Annotated in this window: 10 protein-coding genes; 5 read left to right on the top strand and 5 right to left on the bottom strand. The window is 46.6% G+C overall.

Features of this window, described 5'->3' with window-relative positions; translation table 11 throughout:
• Positions 1-8 precede the first annotated feature (8 nt).
• Entirely contained in the window at positions 9-1,736 is a 1,728-nt protein-coding gene (locus MARGE09_RS08980) for a hypothetical protein (RefSeq protein ID WP_236986996.1), read from the bottom strand.
• 675 nt (positions 1,737-2,411) lie between these two features.
• Between MARGE09_RS08980 and MARGE09_RS08975 the strand changes: the two genes are divergently transcribed.
• Complete coding sequence (locus MARGE09_RS08975; protein ID WP_236986995.1) at positions 2,412-7,349, top strand: thrombospondin type 3 repeat-containing protein; 4,938 nt, start codon at positions 2,412-2,414, stop codon at positions 7,347-7,349.
• Positions 7,350-7,493: 144 nt separating this feature from the next.
• Here the strand turns inward: MARGE09_RS08975 and MARGE09_RS08970 are convergent, their stop codons facing one another.
• Positions 7,494-8,381 carry a LysR family transcriptional regulator gene (locus MARGE09_RS08970; protein WP_236986994.1) on the bottom strand — a complete coding sequence of 296 codons (888 nt, stop codon included), beginning with the start codon at positions 8,379-8,381 and terminating at the stop codon, positions 7,494-7,496.
• A 130-nt stretch (positions 8,382-8,511) separates the two neighbouring features.
• Between MARGE09_RS08970 and atpE the strand changes: the two genes are divergently transcribed.
• The gene (gene atpE / locus MARGE09_RS08965) at positions 8,512-8,763 is read left to right on the top strand and encodes a F0F1 ATP synthase subunit C (protein WP_236986993.1); all 252 of its coding nucleotides are present in this window, start codon (positions 8,512-8,514) and stop codon (positions 8,761-8,763) included.
• A gap of 327 nt (positions 8,764-9,090) precedes the next feature.
• On the opposite strand, the gene MARGE09_RS08960 is transcribed toward atpE, so the two are convergent.
• The 3 genes from MARGE09_RS08960 to mpl form a co-directional block, all read right to left on the bottom strand.
• Complete coding sequence (locus MARGE09_RS08960) at positions 9,091-9,492, bottom strand: hypothetical protein (protein WP_236986992.1); 402 nt, start codon at positions 9,490-9,492, stop codon at positions 9,091-9,093.
• Between the two features lie 215 nt (positions 9,493-9,707).
• Entirely contained in the window at positions 9,708-10,325 is a 618-nt protein-coding gene (locus tag MARGE09_RS08955) for a flavin prenyltransferase UbiX (protein ID WP_236986991.1), read from the bottom strand.
• Positions 10,326-10,355: 30 nt separating this feature from the next.
• Positions 10,356-11,711 carry a UDP-N-acetylmuramate:L-alanyl-gamma-D-glutamyl-meso-diaminopimelate ligase gene (mpl, locus tag MARGE09_RS08950; RefSeq protein WP_236986990.1) on the bottom strand — a complete coding sequence of 452 codons (1,356 nt, stop codon included), beginning with the start codon at positions 11,709-11,711 and terminating at the stop codon, positions 10,356-10,358.
• A gap of 163 nt (positions 11,712-11,874) precedes the next feature.
• Between mpl and map the strand changes: the two genes are divergently transcribed.
• The 3 genes from map (at position 11,875) to dapC (ending at position 16,601) form a co-directional block, all read left to right on the top strand.
• On the top strand, positions 11,875-12,645 hold the full coding sequence (gene map / locus MARGE09_RS08945; protein WP_236986989.1) for a type I methionyl aminopeptidase: 771 nt from the start codon (positions 11,875-11,877) through the stop codon (positions 12,643-12,645).
• A 1-nt stretch (position 12,646) separates the two neighbouring features.
• Complete coding sequence (locus MARGE09_RS08940) at positions 12,647-15,340, top strand: [protein-PII] uridylyltransferase (RefSeq protein ID WP_236986988.1); 2,694 nt, start codon at positions 12,647-12,649, stop codon at positions 15,338-15,340.
• Between the two features lie 61 nt (positions 15,341-15,401).
• Complete coding sequence (gene dapC / locus MARGE09_RS08935) at positions 15,402-16,601, top strand: succinyldiaminopimelate transaminase (protein ID WP_236986987.1); 1,200 nt, start codon at positions 15,402-15,404, stop codon at positions 16,599-16,601.
• Positions 16,602-16,820: the final 219 nt, after the last annotated feature.

Genomic DNA, 16,820 nt, shown 5'->3' with positions numbered 1-16,820 from the left:
CCGGCACCTTAGTTAAGAGTCACATTAAAGCAGACGAGTCCGCCGGTACTATCATCTTCATCGGTATTAAAGGCATCATAAACGTTCAACGCATAAACCCCTTGCTCCAACCGTTTTGTCCAGTTCTCTATATTTGCCGAAGGCCCTTCGCTTGCACCCGCCCAAGTCCCTTCACGGTGCATTTGAAAATCTGGATCGCTGGGCTGAATGCCGCTTTTGCGCTGAGCACTAATGGTATACGTCCCGGTCGATGGCACCTCCAATAAAACGTAGCGTCGCACCTCTAGCCCGTTATATTCCTGTAAATTATTATTGCTACAAGCTTCGATTGTTTCCCCAAGTGCCAAACGCTGATAAATAGGCAAGCTGAACGATACCGTGCCAGTCGCCGTTTCTCCCTCACCATACATACCTGTACCCACTATATTCTGATCCATTAACAGCTCGTTAATTTGGGACTCGTTTTCGGGCACGATGCTTTTTAAAACGCTGGAGAAAGCATAAATCGAGGTATAACCATCAAAGGTAATGTAATCGTCGTGGCGTAAAGCTGCCAGAATGGGCGTAAAACCTAAACTAATGTTATCCCCACTCTCGTTACCGCTATCAAACAAATCGTATAGCAAGCTGTGAATAGCGCCTTCACTGTAATAGCCACCACCAAAACGATTGGTTTCTATGTTAAAACCAAACCCCGATTGCTGCCCAGCACCAGAAGTATCCAGATATAAGGGCTCTCCGCTACTCATCGCGGCAAACGCATTACCAAAGCCCTCACCAAAGGCCACCCGCATATCGACCGGTGCCCCTAAGTAATGTACCCCTCCAATGCTCTCACTGCGCGACAATTTGTCTTCTATATAATGACCAAATTCATGCTGCACAACAGTGTTGTCAAATTCATCGGTGTCGTTATTGGCATGCCCCAAAATATAAATAGCTGAAGCGCCCGTGCTATATAAAGAACTGCCAATATTGCCCTCGCTAAAACTTCCGTTTACCGCCACATTATTAACACTCCAAAAAACATCTAAAGGCGGTAAATTAACCGTCACATCGGCTGCTAGCACCATATTTAGGCTGTCGTACAAAGAATCTAAAATGGCAAAGGGTGCAGACTGGCGCTCAGACGAATAGGCTTGGCTTACAATATTCCACCCCAAATTAGCGTGCAAATTTCGCGTTTGCTCTGCAGCACTACCCGAGCCTGCCAAGCTACCATCAAGCACATATAATGCGTTATTTTGGGTATTATCTTTTACAGCGATAGAATAATTAGAGGCATCCAGCTGTGCTTTTACACGTACTTTTACCGCCCGGTTTGGCGCCACAACAAAAGCGTATTCACCATTATTATCTGTAGACGTAGAGGCAATAGCGTTATTTAAGCTATCCAATAACTCAACAGTAACGCCCCGCGCCGGCGCAATTTGAGCATTAGCATAATCCAAATAAATTTGACCATTATTGTTGGCTGTAGGCTTAACCAAATCGTAAGTCACCATCCCCTGCAAACTCACATTAGCTGCGGCTGTACTGCTCACACTACTAGCGTTAGAGTCGACACTGGAGTTCGAGCTACTGGCGCTTAACGAAGCTGTGCTGCTTGCAATAATAGTAGGCTGAGCAGGGCTGCCACCACCACCGCCACAAGCGGTTAACCCCGCTAGAATAATTGACGACCAAAACGCACCAAGTGGTTTAAATCCATACTGCAAATAATATTTTTTAATCATGAAATAACCACATCGTTAATGAATTCCAGCCAGCCCAAGCAGTAATATTTAAGCCTTCTCTGTAGCGCTATACGCAATAGTTTCAGCAACAGCCGACTTTACCGACTATAAAACCCACTGTTTACTTGCTAAGTAAGTAAATCATGCCTACAGCACCAAACCAAACCCAATGCCACTTAGTGCCAAACACCCCGCATTTTTAGCCCGTTTGTGGCTTTACACCTTTAAGGTTAGCTCAATTTTCGACCAATTAGAGGCGCTCAATAACCACAAGGTATTCAAATTATGATTAGATCTCGAACCATTCAATGAATACTCAAAAAAAAGCTTAGCCACAAAGGCCTGCAATTGGACCAAAGGCTCGCCCTGCAAGGCATTTAAACATCCCTCCCTAAAAGACTTAAAAACAGCACAATTAACAAAGTAGAAGATAAGAATATAAGCTCTCATTTTTATCTTCTATTTGTTATGAGGAAAACTTACCAATGGGGCTAAAGAGTGATTAACGGCTTTTTAGTATTGGCCCTCAAAATCTTTACATGTAAACATTTTCTGTTAACATGACAATACGTGGAAACTCATACTTGCGCATTAACCTAACTACTAATAATTAAGTGCAACATGAGCCCTACGCTGAACAAAAACTTGGACCGCCCTCATAAGAAGGACTCACTTATGAATATTACTCGCCTTATCAAGCCCTTGCTGTCTGCAAGCTTAACCGCCATAACTACCACAGTATTACTCCCGCAAGCATATGCAGGAGAATTACTTTATAGCCTAAAGTCAGATAGGAGCGAAGCGGAGCCCATTGCGACGATGACTTTTAGCAATACCGCGCAGCTCTATATTTTTTTAGACGAACCAAATATTGCAGCTGTCGATAAAATTTTGTTTTATTTGGACGACCCCACCTTTAATGGCAGGCATTACCGTCGAGAAAATTATGCCCCTTATGATTTAAGGGGGGGCGCCCCGTTTAGCACAGCAGGGATAGCGGCAGGCAATCATAACATCGTAACCATTACGTACTTTAAAGACGGCAGTTCAGAAATTAATGAAGCCAGTTTTGTTGTTGACCCAGAACAAGAGAATATCGACCGCGACGGCGATGGCATACTAAACGCCGACGATTTATTCCCAGACGACCCAAATGAAGCTTACGATCTTGACTTAGACGGAATAGGCGATAACAGCGATAAGGACCTCGATGGCGACGGCACTAACAATAATGAAGACAGCTTCCCTCGCGACCCAACACGCAGCGCAGCGCAGGCTATTATTGCATTTAGCCACCTCCCTGATCGTACATTAGGAAATAAACTAAACAATGCAGACTTCTCACCTGAAGATGAGCTGTATATTTTTATAGATGTAACCGGACAAAATAATATCTCTCAAGTGTTATTTTATTTAGACGACCCTAATTTCGAGCAAAGGTACCTACGTAGAGAAGGCTACTACCCTTTCGACTTTCGCGGCGGGAGTCCATATTCACTCGCGCAATTGACACCAGGGCAGCACACTGTTTCCAGTCAAACGACATACAACACCGGTGAGACAGAAATTAGCCACGCGCACTTTTGGATCAATAGCCCACTTATAGACACAGACGGTGATAGCATTGAAGACAACCTAGACCAATGCCCCAACACCCTACCACTGTCCATTACTGATGCCATAGGCTGTAGCTATGAGCAGCTCGACGACGATGGCGATGGTATTTTGAATGGCGCGGACCAATGCTCTAACACGCCAGTAAGTACTCAACCCAACGCAGAAGGCTGCGCTGATAGTCAAATAGATTTTGATGGTGACGGTATTCCCTCAGGTGAAGACGCTTGTCCACAAACACCAGCTAATGAAACCGCCGATATTGCAGGTTGCAGCATTCAGCAACTCGATGACGACAACGACGGCGTTGTTAACCGTATCGATATCTGTGCGAATACTCCGCTAACATCAATAGCCAACCCCAACGGGTGCAGTAATGAGCAAATCGATTTCGACGGTGACGGCATTCCATCTGGTGAAGATTTTTGCCCCGGCACTGCTGAAGGCCGCATAACTAACAACAATGGCTGCGCAGAAGAGCAATTAGACGAAGACCAAGACGGTATTCAAGACTCTCTCGATCTTTGTTCTGGCACGCCTATTAACCGTGTCGTTACTCATTTTGGCTGCGCTATAGGCGAAGACAATGACGGAGACCGAATCCCCAACGACTTTGATCTGTGCCCAAACAGCATGGGCCTAGTAGAGTTAAAAGGCTGTAAACCACAATTTGGCGACTTTGATGCCGACGACATTCCAGACATACAGGACGACTGCCCATACTCTATTCACCCTAATGCAGCTAAACCAGTTGGCGCTGAATTTTACGCTGATGAAGATTTTGTCGTGAATGAATCCGGCTGCTCGACTTACGATGAACAAGCGAGCGGTGACGGAATCGAAAACGGCTCTAGCCTTTGCTCTAGCAGCTTCCCTAACCCAGAATTGTATTGGCAGAATTCAGACGGAATAGGGATGTGGACTCAACATGGGTGTACAGCACTGCAGCTTAAAGACAACGACAAAGACGGCATTATTAACGGTTTAGATGTATGCCCAGAAGAGTTCGGCATTAAGTTATTTAACGGCTGCTTAGACGACAACTTCACTGGTGACTTCTTTGATTACGACGGTGATCACATCCCTAACGAACAAGATCATTGCCCTCTTACTCCACAGGATATCGCAAGCTGGATAAACGACCTTCTGGGGCCAAACGGCTGCCTAACTACCGTTAATGACAAGCCTCACTTTCAATACGAAGACATTGATCAAGATGGCATACCCGGCATGGATGACCAATGCCCCGCCACACCACTCGGCCACGTTATTGATGAGAATGGTTGTACAGCAACACAACAATACAACCAACGCGATGACGACCAAGATGGGGTACTGAACCAATGGGGCCAATGCGACGGCACCTTTTTACACAACGGTTCCGAAAAGGAGTTACTGACAGCTTTTGGTTGTAATGCTGTGGATGAAGATTATCACACGGCACTGTTTGACACTGAGTTCTCAAACGGTCCATTTATCGACGGTATTCCACGCCATCTGGACGCCTGCCCAGAAGAAGCGGGCTTACTGATCCACAACGGCTGCCCCACAAAATTCACAACACGACGAACCGATTCCAACACTCGGTCTTTAGACGGTATATGGGAAGATAAAGATAACGATCAGGTTCACGATTTTGACGACAAATGCGCCTACACCCGCCGCCCTATGGATGGCAACTACGGCATTGAAACTGAAGAACGCGGTTGCTTCATATCTGACCTAAAAGATGACGATAGCGACGGTATCATTAACGGTAAAGATCGCTGCCCCATGAGCAACGGTTCTGCCTTTTTAGATGGCGAAGGCTGTAACGATTGGGATAGGCTCGATAGCGATGGCGACAAAGTGATAAACGGGGAAGACCTTTGCCCGCAAGCCTTTGGCTTTTGGCAATCCAATGGCTGCGCCGATCATGATTTTGATGCGGATATGGATGGCGTGCAGAACGAGCTAGATCGCTGCCCCCATTCAGCGGGTAACAATTTCGGTCCGTTTGCCAATATAGATCACCAAGAGTTTGATGAAAACGGCAAACGTAACTCTAATTTGGGCTGCGCACTTGAAAAAGAAATGCGCGATGATGATGTCGACAACGTCCCAAATATTGATGACCGCTGCCCTAATACACCTTTTGGCGAGTTCGTGTGGCCAGTAAACGGGCCTAACGACGCTGAGTGGGGCTGCAGTGTTTCGCAATTAGACTCTTTTCCCCCTAGCGAACAATGTTTCGAAACACCCGACATGATGAATCCTATTGAGTGCCTTGATCCATGGGGCGACGACGATAGCGACAACGTTCCCAATGAGCACGACCAATGTGCCAATACACCACATGCTGTGCCGATGGAACAAGGGGACCCCGAACGTGAAGGCTGCCCAGTCAGCTCAGCGCAAGTGGTTAACAGTCCTATTCGCTTACGTCACATTGCGGAGCCCTCGCCTGAATTCCCACCCGAGCAACAAGAACACGAAATTGATTTAAGCGCGCTTTTGCCAATCCCTGAAAGCAGCAGCCTATTTCCGCACCAAGAAAGACAAGCTGAAATCGGCGAATTTTCAGATCAAGAGAAGGTTGATATTTTTAATAATTTCAATCGATTAATCATTCACATCCGCCCAGAAGAGCGCCTGCGTACTTTCCGTATTCCTGTACGTATCCACTTCATGGACAGCGATATTTCCAGCAACTGGTTCGAAATAGTAATCAGCCCACAAGGCAGTGCCAGTGCAGTAGGTTTTGACAATGTCATTATCAACGACCCCGCTGTATTAGCCCAAACCGGCATTACCTTACACAGCGCCTTTATGCGCTTAGCCGAAGTTGCACCGCAACCCTTTGCCCCAGATCCAGCGGTGCAATTGTTCCGCCAGCTATGGGATTCGCAACGTTCTAACTCGGTATTTGGCTTACCGTTTTTCTGCACCGGCGAAATTAATGGCTTCCCCATTGTGTGCGACAGGCCAGAAACGGATATCGCTTTTTTCGACGACTTTGCCACCCAAGTCGAAATGGACCGCTACCGCTTAACCGCCATCGTTAATCGCTTCGATTTACGCAAAGAAAACTGGCAAGACTGCGGCGAACACCGCTTAGTATTCGCCCTGCAAGATAATATGGAAACGCGTAAATTTCTAAATTTAGAAGCGCGCGTACCCAACCCAACACCTGGGGATATTCATGGCTGCGCACCGTCGGTTCAATTTTGGCAAGATGTGGCGCAACTGCCGGAACAAGAAAAAGCACATCGCATTGTCGAATTTGTTATGGGTAGCGAATTCGACCCTTACGCTATTTTATCACCGGAGCACTTCTTTGAAGAAAGCGGCCAAATTCGCACCAACCAGTTTGTTGGCGGCGAATGGTTACTAAAAGAACATAAACTGGTAGATACCTGTGCGGCTAATGGTTGTGCAATTTATGCCGAGACCGTAAGCGTTAAAGAAAACCCCTTCGGCGAACTCTTTAACCCTAACCTGCCCTTTAGCGGATCACCTTTGGCTTTTGCCGCTATGGATTTTCAAAATACATTCTGGCAAGCAATTGATGATTTAACCTCCGAAAGCTTTGGCGAGCTAAAGCTCACTACAGCCGAGCAATTTAACCACGGGCAAAGTCATGCCGGTGGGCCAGAACTGCAAGAAAATGACTACCGTATGCACTTCGGTGGTCAATTAGGTTCACCCTTCGGTAACGAGATGATGTTCGCTATAGAAGGCCGCCGAAACGCCGATGGTTCACCACTGGAAGTAGAGCAAGTACTCGCGCGCGCGAGCGGTTTAACCTGTGGCGGCTGCCATAACCCCGAGCAACTCGGTTTAACCGAGCCCGGCAGTATTGGCCGCTTAAAGTTACCTGACGGCTCAATAATCGACAGCTGGCCACGCTCGCACGACTTTGTGCACATTAATGAACTTGGCGAGCTTTCGCCCGGTATGCTTGAAGTGTACTTACCCGTTAGGCAAGCAGGGTTTGAAGAACTAATGATGGAATATTAATAGCCATTTTTTTATGGCTGAATAGTTTCTATATTTTTTATATAAAAAGGGCCTGCAAATGCAGGCCCTTTTTTGTTTCAGGAAATACACGCCACTCAGTCACAACCCTTTCACCGAGCCAAACAAATTAAGCCGGTGCTGCTCTCAACCAAAATAGCCCTTCAGAAATTCGGTAAATAATTTTATTTTGGTCGATACATTTTCTTTGTGCTGGTAAATCGCCACTATGTGCCGAATCAGCGTTGTCCACTCGGGTATTAGTACAACGAGTTGACCAGATTCAACATCATCAACCAAGTAATAGTCTGGCAAATACGCTAGCCCCAAGCCTTGCTTCGCCGCCGCTCGCAAAGCATGGCCACTATTACTTCGCCAGTGGCTTTTAACCCTTAGTGATTCGTCACGTTGATTAGTAGGGTTAATTAATTTCCACGGTTTGCTAAAGCCTCTATCTTCAAACAATAGCGTTTGATGCAAGTGAATATCCTGAGGAGATTTAATTGCGGGCCTATTTTGTAAATAATCAGGGCTAGCCACCACAAAAAAGCGTGTAGCCGCCAATTTTTGATTCACCACATTTACATCATTCCGCACACCTACCTGAATAGCTACATCAAAATCACCGTCGATAAGATCAACCTTACGACTGCTAATTTCCAATCGCACTTCCAACTCGGGGTGTATACGCATAAATTCCGCAATGGCAGGAATCAACAGCACTTCGCCCAACCAATGCGGCGAACATATTTTAAGCTGTCCCTTAACCAACTGCTGCGCTTGACTAACTGAGCGCTCTGCAGCTTCTAGATCTTCCATTACCTGCTGGCATTGGCGATAAAAAATAAGCCCTGTTTCAGTAAGGCTTGTTTTGCGAGTCGTGCGGTGCAATAAGCGGCTACCTAAACGCCCCTCTAACCGACTAACCTGCTGGCTAATATGGCTTTTGGATACACCCAAGGCACGCGCCGCCGCCGAGAAAGTACCGTAATCCACCACCGCCACAAACTCTTCAATCCCTTCCCAACGACTCATAAAACCCACCATTGTTCACATTTAAGAACAGTATTATCAATAATTGGGCAATTATCAAACATTGGAAAACACAATAAGCTAAGCCCTACTTTACTCGCACAGCAATTCACACAACACAGAGGGATAGAATATGAGTCTTGAATTAATCGGTGCCGCTAGCACCTTAGGCGCAGCCATTTTAATCGCCGGCGCCGCTATAGGATCTGGTTTAGGCGTGGGTCAAGTGGGCGCGAAATTTTTAGAAGGCGCCGCAAGGCAGCCACACATAGCGAACGAGCTACAAGTGCGTGCACTATTAATGTCTGGCTTACTGGATGCAGTACCAATGCTAGCGGTAGCAACAGGCATGCTATTACTGTTTGCCAACCCGCTAGCCGGCTAGTTGTTTACCAGTACAATTGTAAATACGCAACATGGCATCAGATTGGTATGCCCAATCGCTGTAAATCGACTGATAACATGACGCGGCTATTATTTAGCCGCGTCGTTTACACTCCGACTAAATAGGCTCTCAAACAGGTGCCTATTCTTTATCGCTAAACAACTATTGATCGTCACTATTTAGCATGAAGCAATATTCTGGCTGTGATTTCGCTAAGGACTCCCAAAAGTTCGGAAGGCAGCAAATACGCCAAGCCATCTAACCCAATTGAGCGAGCGGCAAGCTTATAGGCAACCTCAAACCTGCTCGGTAAATCTATCACACTCACTAAATAGCACTGGGAGCCAAATAGAAGTCCACAACCGTTTGCTCGCCTTCCAATACGCATAAATAATCTGTAGGTTTGGGGGAATTTTCGAGAGTTTGAGCCTCGAAACCTGGAGCCGTTACTGTGATATTGGAAACAAAAGAATGCTCGCCATCCTCGAAACCATATTCACAAGCCCCTTCGTATGACCAAGCTTTATCGCCAAAATATTCCGGCGATCGGTATTCAGTCCAACACACTTTTTCGCCTGTGATTGCATTGTACGCTGTGATTTCGTAATTTGGGACTGGCTCACCATTGAAGTAACAATCTTCAAAGCGATCCTGACCATCACATCCACACAGACCAAAGCTCAATAGCAGCAGTAAAGCACTGTAGTTTAGAAGAACATGGGTATTCATTTATGCACCCGCGCGATATATAACGTTTATATTCACTCACAAAGCGTAATTGAACTGAATATACAATTACAGCCGTAATTAGCCCGTTAATTAAAACACAGCAGCTATTCGGCAATTGAGACCTAGCGCCCACTAAAAGCAGGCGATTCACCAGAAGTCAGCCCCAAAAAAATGCAGCATCGCACGAGCAGGTAATAAACTGTTACGCAATCACCTCAATAAAGCTTTATAACCTCGCCCCACTTAGGCACCAACTTCTGATCTAACCCCAGCTGGTCCAAAATACGCGCTACAACAAAATCAATTAAATCCTCAATGCTTTTAGGTTTTTGATAAAAGCCAGGGCTAGCAGGAATTATCACCGCGCCCATTTGAGTAAGCTTCAGCATGTTTTCTAGATGCACTTGCGAATAAGGGGCCTCGCGGGGGACTAAAATAAGCTGCCTGCGCTCTTTTAAAGCGACGTCGCCAGCGCGTTCAATTAAATTATTACTGGCGCCATTGGCAATCGCCGAGAGCGTGCCGCCGCTAGCGGGGCAAACCACCATTTTACGCGCAGAACTAGAACCGCTGGCAGCAGGGCAAAACCAATCTTCGCGGCTGAATAAGCGTACAACACCATTGGAAAACCCAAAGCGCCGCTTTACCCAAGCCTCTTGCTGTGTAAAGTCCGAGGGAATGTGGTGCTCTGTTTCAGTATTAATCACCACTTCGGCCGCTTTGGATATTAACAAATCCACATCGCAGCCTTGCGCTAATACGCACTCCAATAAGCGTAAACCGTATTGCGCGCCAGAGGCACCAGTAATTGCTAATGTAATTTTATCCGTCATTGTTTTTCCTTTTCCTTTTCCTTAAGTATTTTAATGGTCAAGTTGTTGAATTAAACGTTGGTGTATTCCACCAAAGCCGCCGTTACTCATAATCACGATATGTTCATTCGGCTTAGCCTTTTTAACAAGGTTTTCAAGTAGGGCAGCCATTGAATCAAAGCATGCATGCTGCGGATGCCTATCGTCAATAAGGGCTTGCAGTGACCAACCTTGCTCTGCTGGCTGAAACCAACAAACACGGCTGGCATCATCACAAGCATCAATTAATGTTTGCTGATGAATGCCCTGCTTCATCGTATTAGATCGAGGCTCTATCACCGCAGTAATTGCTGCATCGCCCACTTGCGCGCGCAAGCCTTCCAATGTTGTTTTAATGGCTGTCGGGTGATGAGCAAAGTCATCGTAAACCGTTACACCCTTTACGCAGGCTAAACGCTCCATACGGCGTTTCACACTACTAAAGCTGCACAGCGCTTCGCAGGCAATATTAGGCTCGACCCCGACATGTCGCGCTGCCGCCATTGCAGCCAACGCGTTATTTACATTATGTGCGCCGGTTAAACCCCAGCACACACGGCCAACCATAGCGCCGTCAAAGCAAACATCAAATGCACTGCCATCGGCAGCGACATTGCGCGCCTGCCACAAGCCGCCCTCGCCAGTAGTGTGCTCTGGTGTCCACTGCCCCATGGCTAATACGCGCTTGAGCGCTTCGTCTTTTGCTGGGTAAACCAACAAGCCATGTTGTGGCACGGTACGCACCACATGGTGAAATTGACGTTCAATGGCGGCCAAGTCTGGGAAAATATCCGCGTGATCATATTCTAAGTTGTTCATCACTAGCGTGTGCGGGCGGTAATGTACAAACTTAGAACGCTTATCGAAAAAGGCACTGTCGTACTCGTCGGCTTCTATCACAAAAAAGTCAGAATCACCCAAGCGCGCAGAGACATCAAAATTCAAAGGAACGCCACCAATTAAAAAGCCTGGTGCCATATCAGCATTTTCTAACATACACGCAAGCATACTTGCGGTGGTTGTTTTTCCGTGTGTACCGGCAACCGCCATAACCCAGCGCCCTTGTAACACATGCTCAGCCAGCCATTGCGGGCCAGAAGTATAAGGCAACATTTGATTAAGAATCGCCTCCATTACTGGGTTTCCGCGGCTGATGACATTACCCACCACAACCATATCTGGCGCAGGCTTTAATTGCTCCAAGCCCCAACCTTCAAATATTTCAATACCCGCAGCGCGCAACTGCGTACTCATCGGGGGGTAAACATTCACATCAGAGCCTGTCACACGGTACCCCAATGCTTTAGCCAGTTGCGCAAGGCTACCCATGAAGGTGCCGCAAATACCTAGAATATGTATGTGTTTCATTACGTGATTATGGCCTGTAAAAGTAGGCCGCGAGCTTATCACAAACGACCTAGTCGAGCGAAAAACCCTATAAAGAACAAGGGCTATACCGCCAAACGAAAGGTGCGGTACGCCGCCACATCGTTTAAAATGCAGCCTATTTGCTTGTCAACCAAGGTTCGTCATGACTGTTACCATCAAAACACCTGAAGAAATTCAAAAAATGCGCGTGGCTGGTCGTATGGCCGCTGAGGTCCTCGAGATGATTGGCGACTACGTCAAACCAGGGGTAACAACAGCGGAGCTAGACCGCATTTGCCACGATTACATCACGCAAGAACAAAAAGCGATTCCCGCGCCGCTTAACTACAAAGGGTTTCCCAAATCTATTTGCACGTCGGTTAACCAAGTTGTGTGTCACGGTATTCCATCAGACAAAAAAACGTTAAAAGAAGGCGATATCATTAATATTGATATCACCGTTATTTTTGATGGCTACCACGGCGACACCAGCAAAATGTTTTACGTCGGTAAAGTAGCGCCCCATGCAGACCGTCTGTGCAAAATCACTCAAGAGTGCCTATACAAAGGTATTGAGTTAGTTAAACCGGGCGCACGCTTAGGCGATATCGGCCACGTAATTCAAACGCACGCCGAAAAGAATTTTTACTCAGTCGTACGCGAATACTGCGGCCACGGCATTGGCAAAGTTTTCCACGAAGAACCGCAAGTTGTTCACTACGGAAAACCCAACACAGGCTTTACCGTTAAAGAAGGTATGACCTTCACCATCGAACCTATGATTAACGCAGGCAAAGCCGCTACAAAATTGAAAAAGGATGGCTGGACAGTAGAAACCAAAGACAGTCGCCTATCTGCACAGTGGGAACACACCTTAGCCGTAACAGCCGATGGCGTAGAGGTGTTAACCGCTCGCAAGGAAGAGTCATTCTAAAATGACTGCACACGTGCCCATTTATGCCTGCCAACCCCTGTGTTTTAACCAACAACGTTTTCGTAAAGACTTAGAAACAAAGCCTTCAGTTAAAGTTTTCAAAGACGCCATCGCTGGCGTAAATGAGCATTTTCAAAATCGCTTTTTAGAAAGCGAAGATGTGCGCTACCTTGTTTCCGAGCGCGCAGTGTTTATTGATGTTTTATTGCATTACGCTTGGTATCAAAATAGTTTTGATGATGACATTGCCCTACTCGCTGTTGGCGGTTATGGCCGCGGCGAGCTACACCCCAAATCTGATGTCGACATTTTAATATTATTGGACGAATCTGCCGACGGAAAATACGCCGAAGAACTGCAACAGTTTATTACCCTTTGCTGGGACATGGGGCTGGATATCGGCAGTAGCGTGCGCACAATTTCTCAATGCGTGGAACTTGCGCGCAACGACATCACCGTTGCCACCAACCTGCAAGACTCTCGCCGCATTTGTGGTAACGATTTACTTCGCGATCAATTACAGACATTAACATCCAGCACTCACATGTGGTCTGCCAGCGAGTTCTATCACGCTAAATTCGACGAGCAAATTGAGCGCCACGCAAAACACAACGATAGCGAGTACAACTTAGAGCCCAACATTAAAAACTCCCCTGGTGGTTTGCGCGACATTCAAACTATTCACTGGGTCGCCAAGCGCTACTACGGCGTAAAAACGCTAGGGCAACTACAAAACAAAGGCTTTTTTACAGAATACGAATTTGGCGTATTACACAGCTGCGAAACAACCCTGTGGCGCATTCGCTATGCGTTGCACTGTGTTGCAGGCCGCCCCGACGACCGCTTACTTTTTGAATATCAGCGCGAACTTGCCCAAATTTTTGGCTACGAAGATAACGACAAAGGTTTAGCCGTAGAGCAGTTCATGCGCACTTACTACCGCGCTGTTTTAGCCCTGCGCGAGCTTAACGACGTGTTATTGCAAAACCTCAATGAAAAAATTCATGAGCGTGATCACGAACCAAACATCCAGCAAATTAATGCTAATTTTCAGCTGCATGACAACTACATAGAAGTAACCCACAAGAAAGTCTTTGCTCAAAACCCGTCAGCATTACTTGAGATCTTCGTTATTCTAGGCACTACCCCCAGCATAAGAGGGGTGCGCACAAATACGATTCGCCTAATTAATGAGCACCGTTTTTTAGTTGATGACAACTTTCGTAACGACCCAACCAACAAACAGCTTTTTTTGCAGCTATTTAAGAGCGGGCAAGGCTTAATCACTCAGCTAAAGCGAATGAAGCGCTACAACATTCTTGGGCGCTACCTGCCGGCATTTGGCAAAATCATTGGTCAAATGCAGCACGACTTATTCCACCGCTATACCGTGGACGATCACACATTGCTGGTCATCCAAAAGATGTGTAACTTTAGCGCACCAGATGCCGAGCAAGAATTCCCTATTGCGGCGCATATTCTTAAACGCATGGATAAACCCGAAATACTGTATTTAGCCGGTTTATTTCACGATATTGGCAAAGGCCGCGGGGGCGACCACTCAACGCTTGGTGCGGAAGATGCCATTACCTTCGGTCAAAGTCACGGGTTATCCAGCGGCGATATCAAACTGCTTGCTTGGTTAGTGCAAAGCCATTTATTAATGTCTTACGTTTCGCAAAAGCAAGATATTAGCGACTCCGATGTTATTCATGAATTCGCCTTAAAAGTGGGCAACCAGCGCTACTTAGATTACCTGTACGCACTTACCGTGGCCGATATGAACGGCACCAACCCCGACATTTGGAATAGCTGGCGCGCCAGCCTTATGCGCCAACTTTACGCCGAAACAAAACGCGCGTTACGCCGCGGCTTAGAAAATACCATAGACCAAGCCGACCAAATAGAAGACACCAAGCAACAAGCCCTTAACAAGCTTAAAGATAAGCATGTCTCTACCGATAAAGCCATAGCGCTATGGCAAGATATGGGCGACGAATATTTTCTACGCGAAGGCCACAATGATATCGCTTGGCAAACAGAAGCCATTATCGAACACAATAGCGACACGCCTTTAATCTTAGTAAAAGACGATACAAGCCAACAATGGGGCGGTGCCACGCAAGTTTTTATTCGCGTCCCCGACCAAGGCAATATCTTTTTAGCTGCCGCCACTGTCTTTGCGCAACTTGGCCTAAACATTCACGATGCGCGCATTTACAACACCAATAGCCGCTACACTATCGATACCTTTTACGTGCTCGACGAAAATGATCAACCGGTAGAAGATGGCAGCTCAAAACAGCAAAAAATTATAGATGCCTTAATTCAAGAGCTAAGCTTTGTCACCAAAGGCGAATATTCTGACGTTATTAAAAAGCGCACACCACGCCTGCTAAAACAGTTCCCTATTCCCACCCGCACCAAAATGCAAACACCGGAAGGCGCTAGCTTCACAACACTAGAAGTAATTAGCCCAGACCGGCACAGTTTATTAGCCACCATTGGCCGTATTTTTATGGAGTACGACATTCAACTGTGTAATGCAAAAATTTCTACTTTAGGCGAGCGGGTCGAAGACGTATTTTTTATCACCGATCAAAATGGCGACCCATTAAGTGATGACAAGTTGTGTGAAGACTTACAGCGAGCTATCTGCCAAGAGCTGGATCAGCAAGTTGAACAATCACAATAACGCCTAATTAAATGGCGGTGAACATCACCGCTTTACAATCATTTTTATAGCTCTCATTACTATGAACGACGCATTATCGGCCTTACAGCCCTACCCTTTTGAAAAACTCGCAGCATTAAAAGATGGCATAACGCCACCGGCATCACTAGAGCACATCCCCCTATCCATCGGCGAGCCCAAACATACGCCACCAACATTCGCATTAGAGGCGCTCAGCAACAACCTAAATACACTCACGCAATACCCGCTAACCAAAGGCCTACCCGAACTTAGGCAAGCCATTAGTACTTGGGCCAATACGCGCTTTAAACTCAATAGCGCCCTCGATTTTGAAAGCCAAGCATTACCTGTTGCAGGCACTCGCGAGGCCTTATTTGCTTTTACCCAAGCAATTATCGATAGAACACAAAAGGCGCCTAAAGTCTTAATGCCAAACCCGTTTTATCAAATTTACGAAGGCGCGGCCATTTTAGCCGGCGCAGAGCCTGTATTTTTAAACTGCACCGAAGACAACGGTTTTTTACCCGAGCTTGATAGTGTTAGCGAAAAAACATGGCAAGAATGCCAGCTTTTATTTTTGTGCAGCCCAGGCAACCCCACTGGGGCGGTTATGGATCAAGCGTACTTAATCAAAGCGCTCGAACTTGCCGAAAAATACAACTTTATTATTGCCAGCGATGAATGCTATAGCGAACTCTATTTTGATGAGAGCAAACCGCCAGTAGGATTATTAGAAGCCTGTGTTAACAGCGGCCGCTCCGACTTTAAAAACGCCGTTGTTTTCCATAGCCTTTCAAAGCGTTCCAATTTACCAGGCTTGCGCTCAGGCTTTGTGGCGGGCGACGCGAGCGTGTTACAAGCCTTTTTAAAGTACCGTACTTATCATGGCTGCGCATTACCCGTACCCACTCAACTCGCCAGCATTGCCGCATGGCAAGACGAGACGCACGTAAAAGCAAACCGCGATTTATACCGACAAAAATTCACACAAGTCACCGAAATACTTAACCCTGTATTACCGGTCAATATTCCACAGGCCAGCTTTTACCTGTGGCCAAAAACACCCATTTTGGATACTGACTTTGCCCAAGGGCTTTATGCGCAACAAAATATTACCGTTTTACCGGGGCAATACTTGGCCCGCCATACCCCCAACGGAAACCCAGGCGAAAATTACATTCGCATGGCTTTAGTCGCCCCGGTTGCACAGTGCATTGAAGCAGCACAACGAATCAAAGCCTTTGTGCAGACGCTTGGCTAACCTTTAAATCCTAATGCGCGCAAGGCCTCTGCGGTAAGCTTTCGCGCTACACACCACTCTAGGGCACCGCTAAAAATAGTAATTTTTTTGTGAGAGCAAGGAAGAACCGCTCGGAGAGCCGCAGTTTACTTGGTGTAAATGAGGACTCGAGAACGGAGCTAATGTCCATGGATGGGCTGAATACAGGTTTAGCATCGGTGCAGGAAACACCTTATTAGA

It is taken from the genome of Marinagarivorans cellulosilyticus (genome assembly GCF_021655555.1).
GTDB classification, from domain to species: domain Bacteria; phylum Pseudomonadota; class Gammaproteobacteria; order Pseudomonadales; family Cellvibrionaceae; genus Marinagarivorans; species Marinagarivorans cellulosilyticus.
The sequence above is the reverse complement of the archived record's forward strand: the minus strand, read 5'-3'. Positions and strand labels throughout refer to the sequence as shown.

Excerpts from the sequence above, each read along its gene's own strand:
- MARGE09_RS08980 (WP_236986996.1), bottom strand. The coding sequence starts at position 1,736 with ATGATTAAAAAATATTATTTGCAGTATGGATTTAAACCACTTGGTGCG.
- MARGE09_RS08975 (WP_236986995.1), top strand. The coding sequence starts at position 2,412 with ATGAATATTACTCGCCTTATCAAGCCCTTGCTGTCTGCAAGCTTAACC.
- MARGE09_RS08970 (WP_236986994.1), bottom strand. The coding sequence starts at position 8,381 with ATGAGTCGTTGGGAAGGGATTGAAGAGTTTGTGGCGGTGGTGGATTAC.
- atpE (WP_236986993.1), top strand. The coding sequence starts at position 8,512 with ATGAGTCTTGAATTAATCGGTGCCGCTAGCACCTTAGGCGCAGCCATT.
- MARGE09_RS08960 (WP_236986992.1), bottom strand. The coding sequence starts at position 9,492 with ATGAATACCCATGTTCTTCTAAACTACAGTGCTTTACTGCTGCTATTG.
- MARGE09_RS08955 (WP_236986991.1), bottom strand. The coding sequence starts at position 10,325 with ATGACGGATAAAATTACATTAGCAATTACTGGTGCCTCTGGCGCGCAA.
- mpl (WP_236986990.1), bottom strand. The coding sequence starts at position 11,711 with ATGAAACACATACATATTCTAGGTATTTGCGGCACCTTCATGGGTAGC.
- map (WP_236986989.1), top strand. The coding sequence starts at position 11,875 with ATGACTGTTACCATCAAAACACCTGAAGAAATTCAAAAAATGCGCGTG.
- MARGE09_RS08940 (WP_236986988.1), top strand. The coding sequence starts at position 12,647 with ATGACTGCACACGTGCCCATTTATGCCTGCCAACCCCTGTGTTTTAAC.
- dapC (WP_236986987.1), top strand. The coding sequence starts at position 15,402 with ATGAACGACGCATTATCGGCCTTACAGCCCTACCCTTTTGAAAAACTC.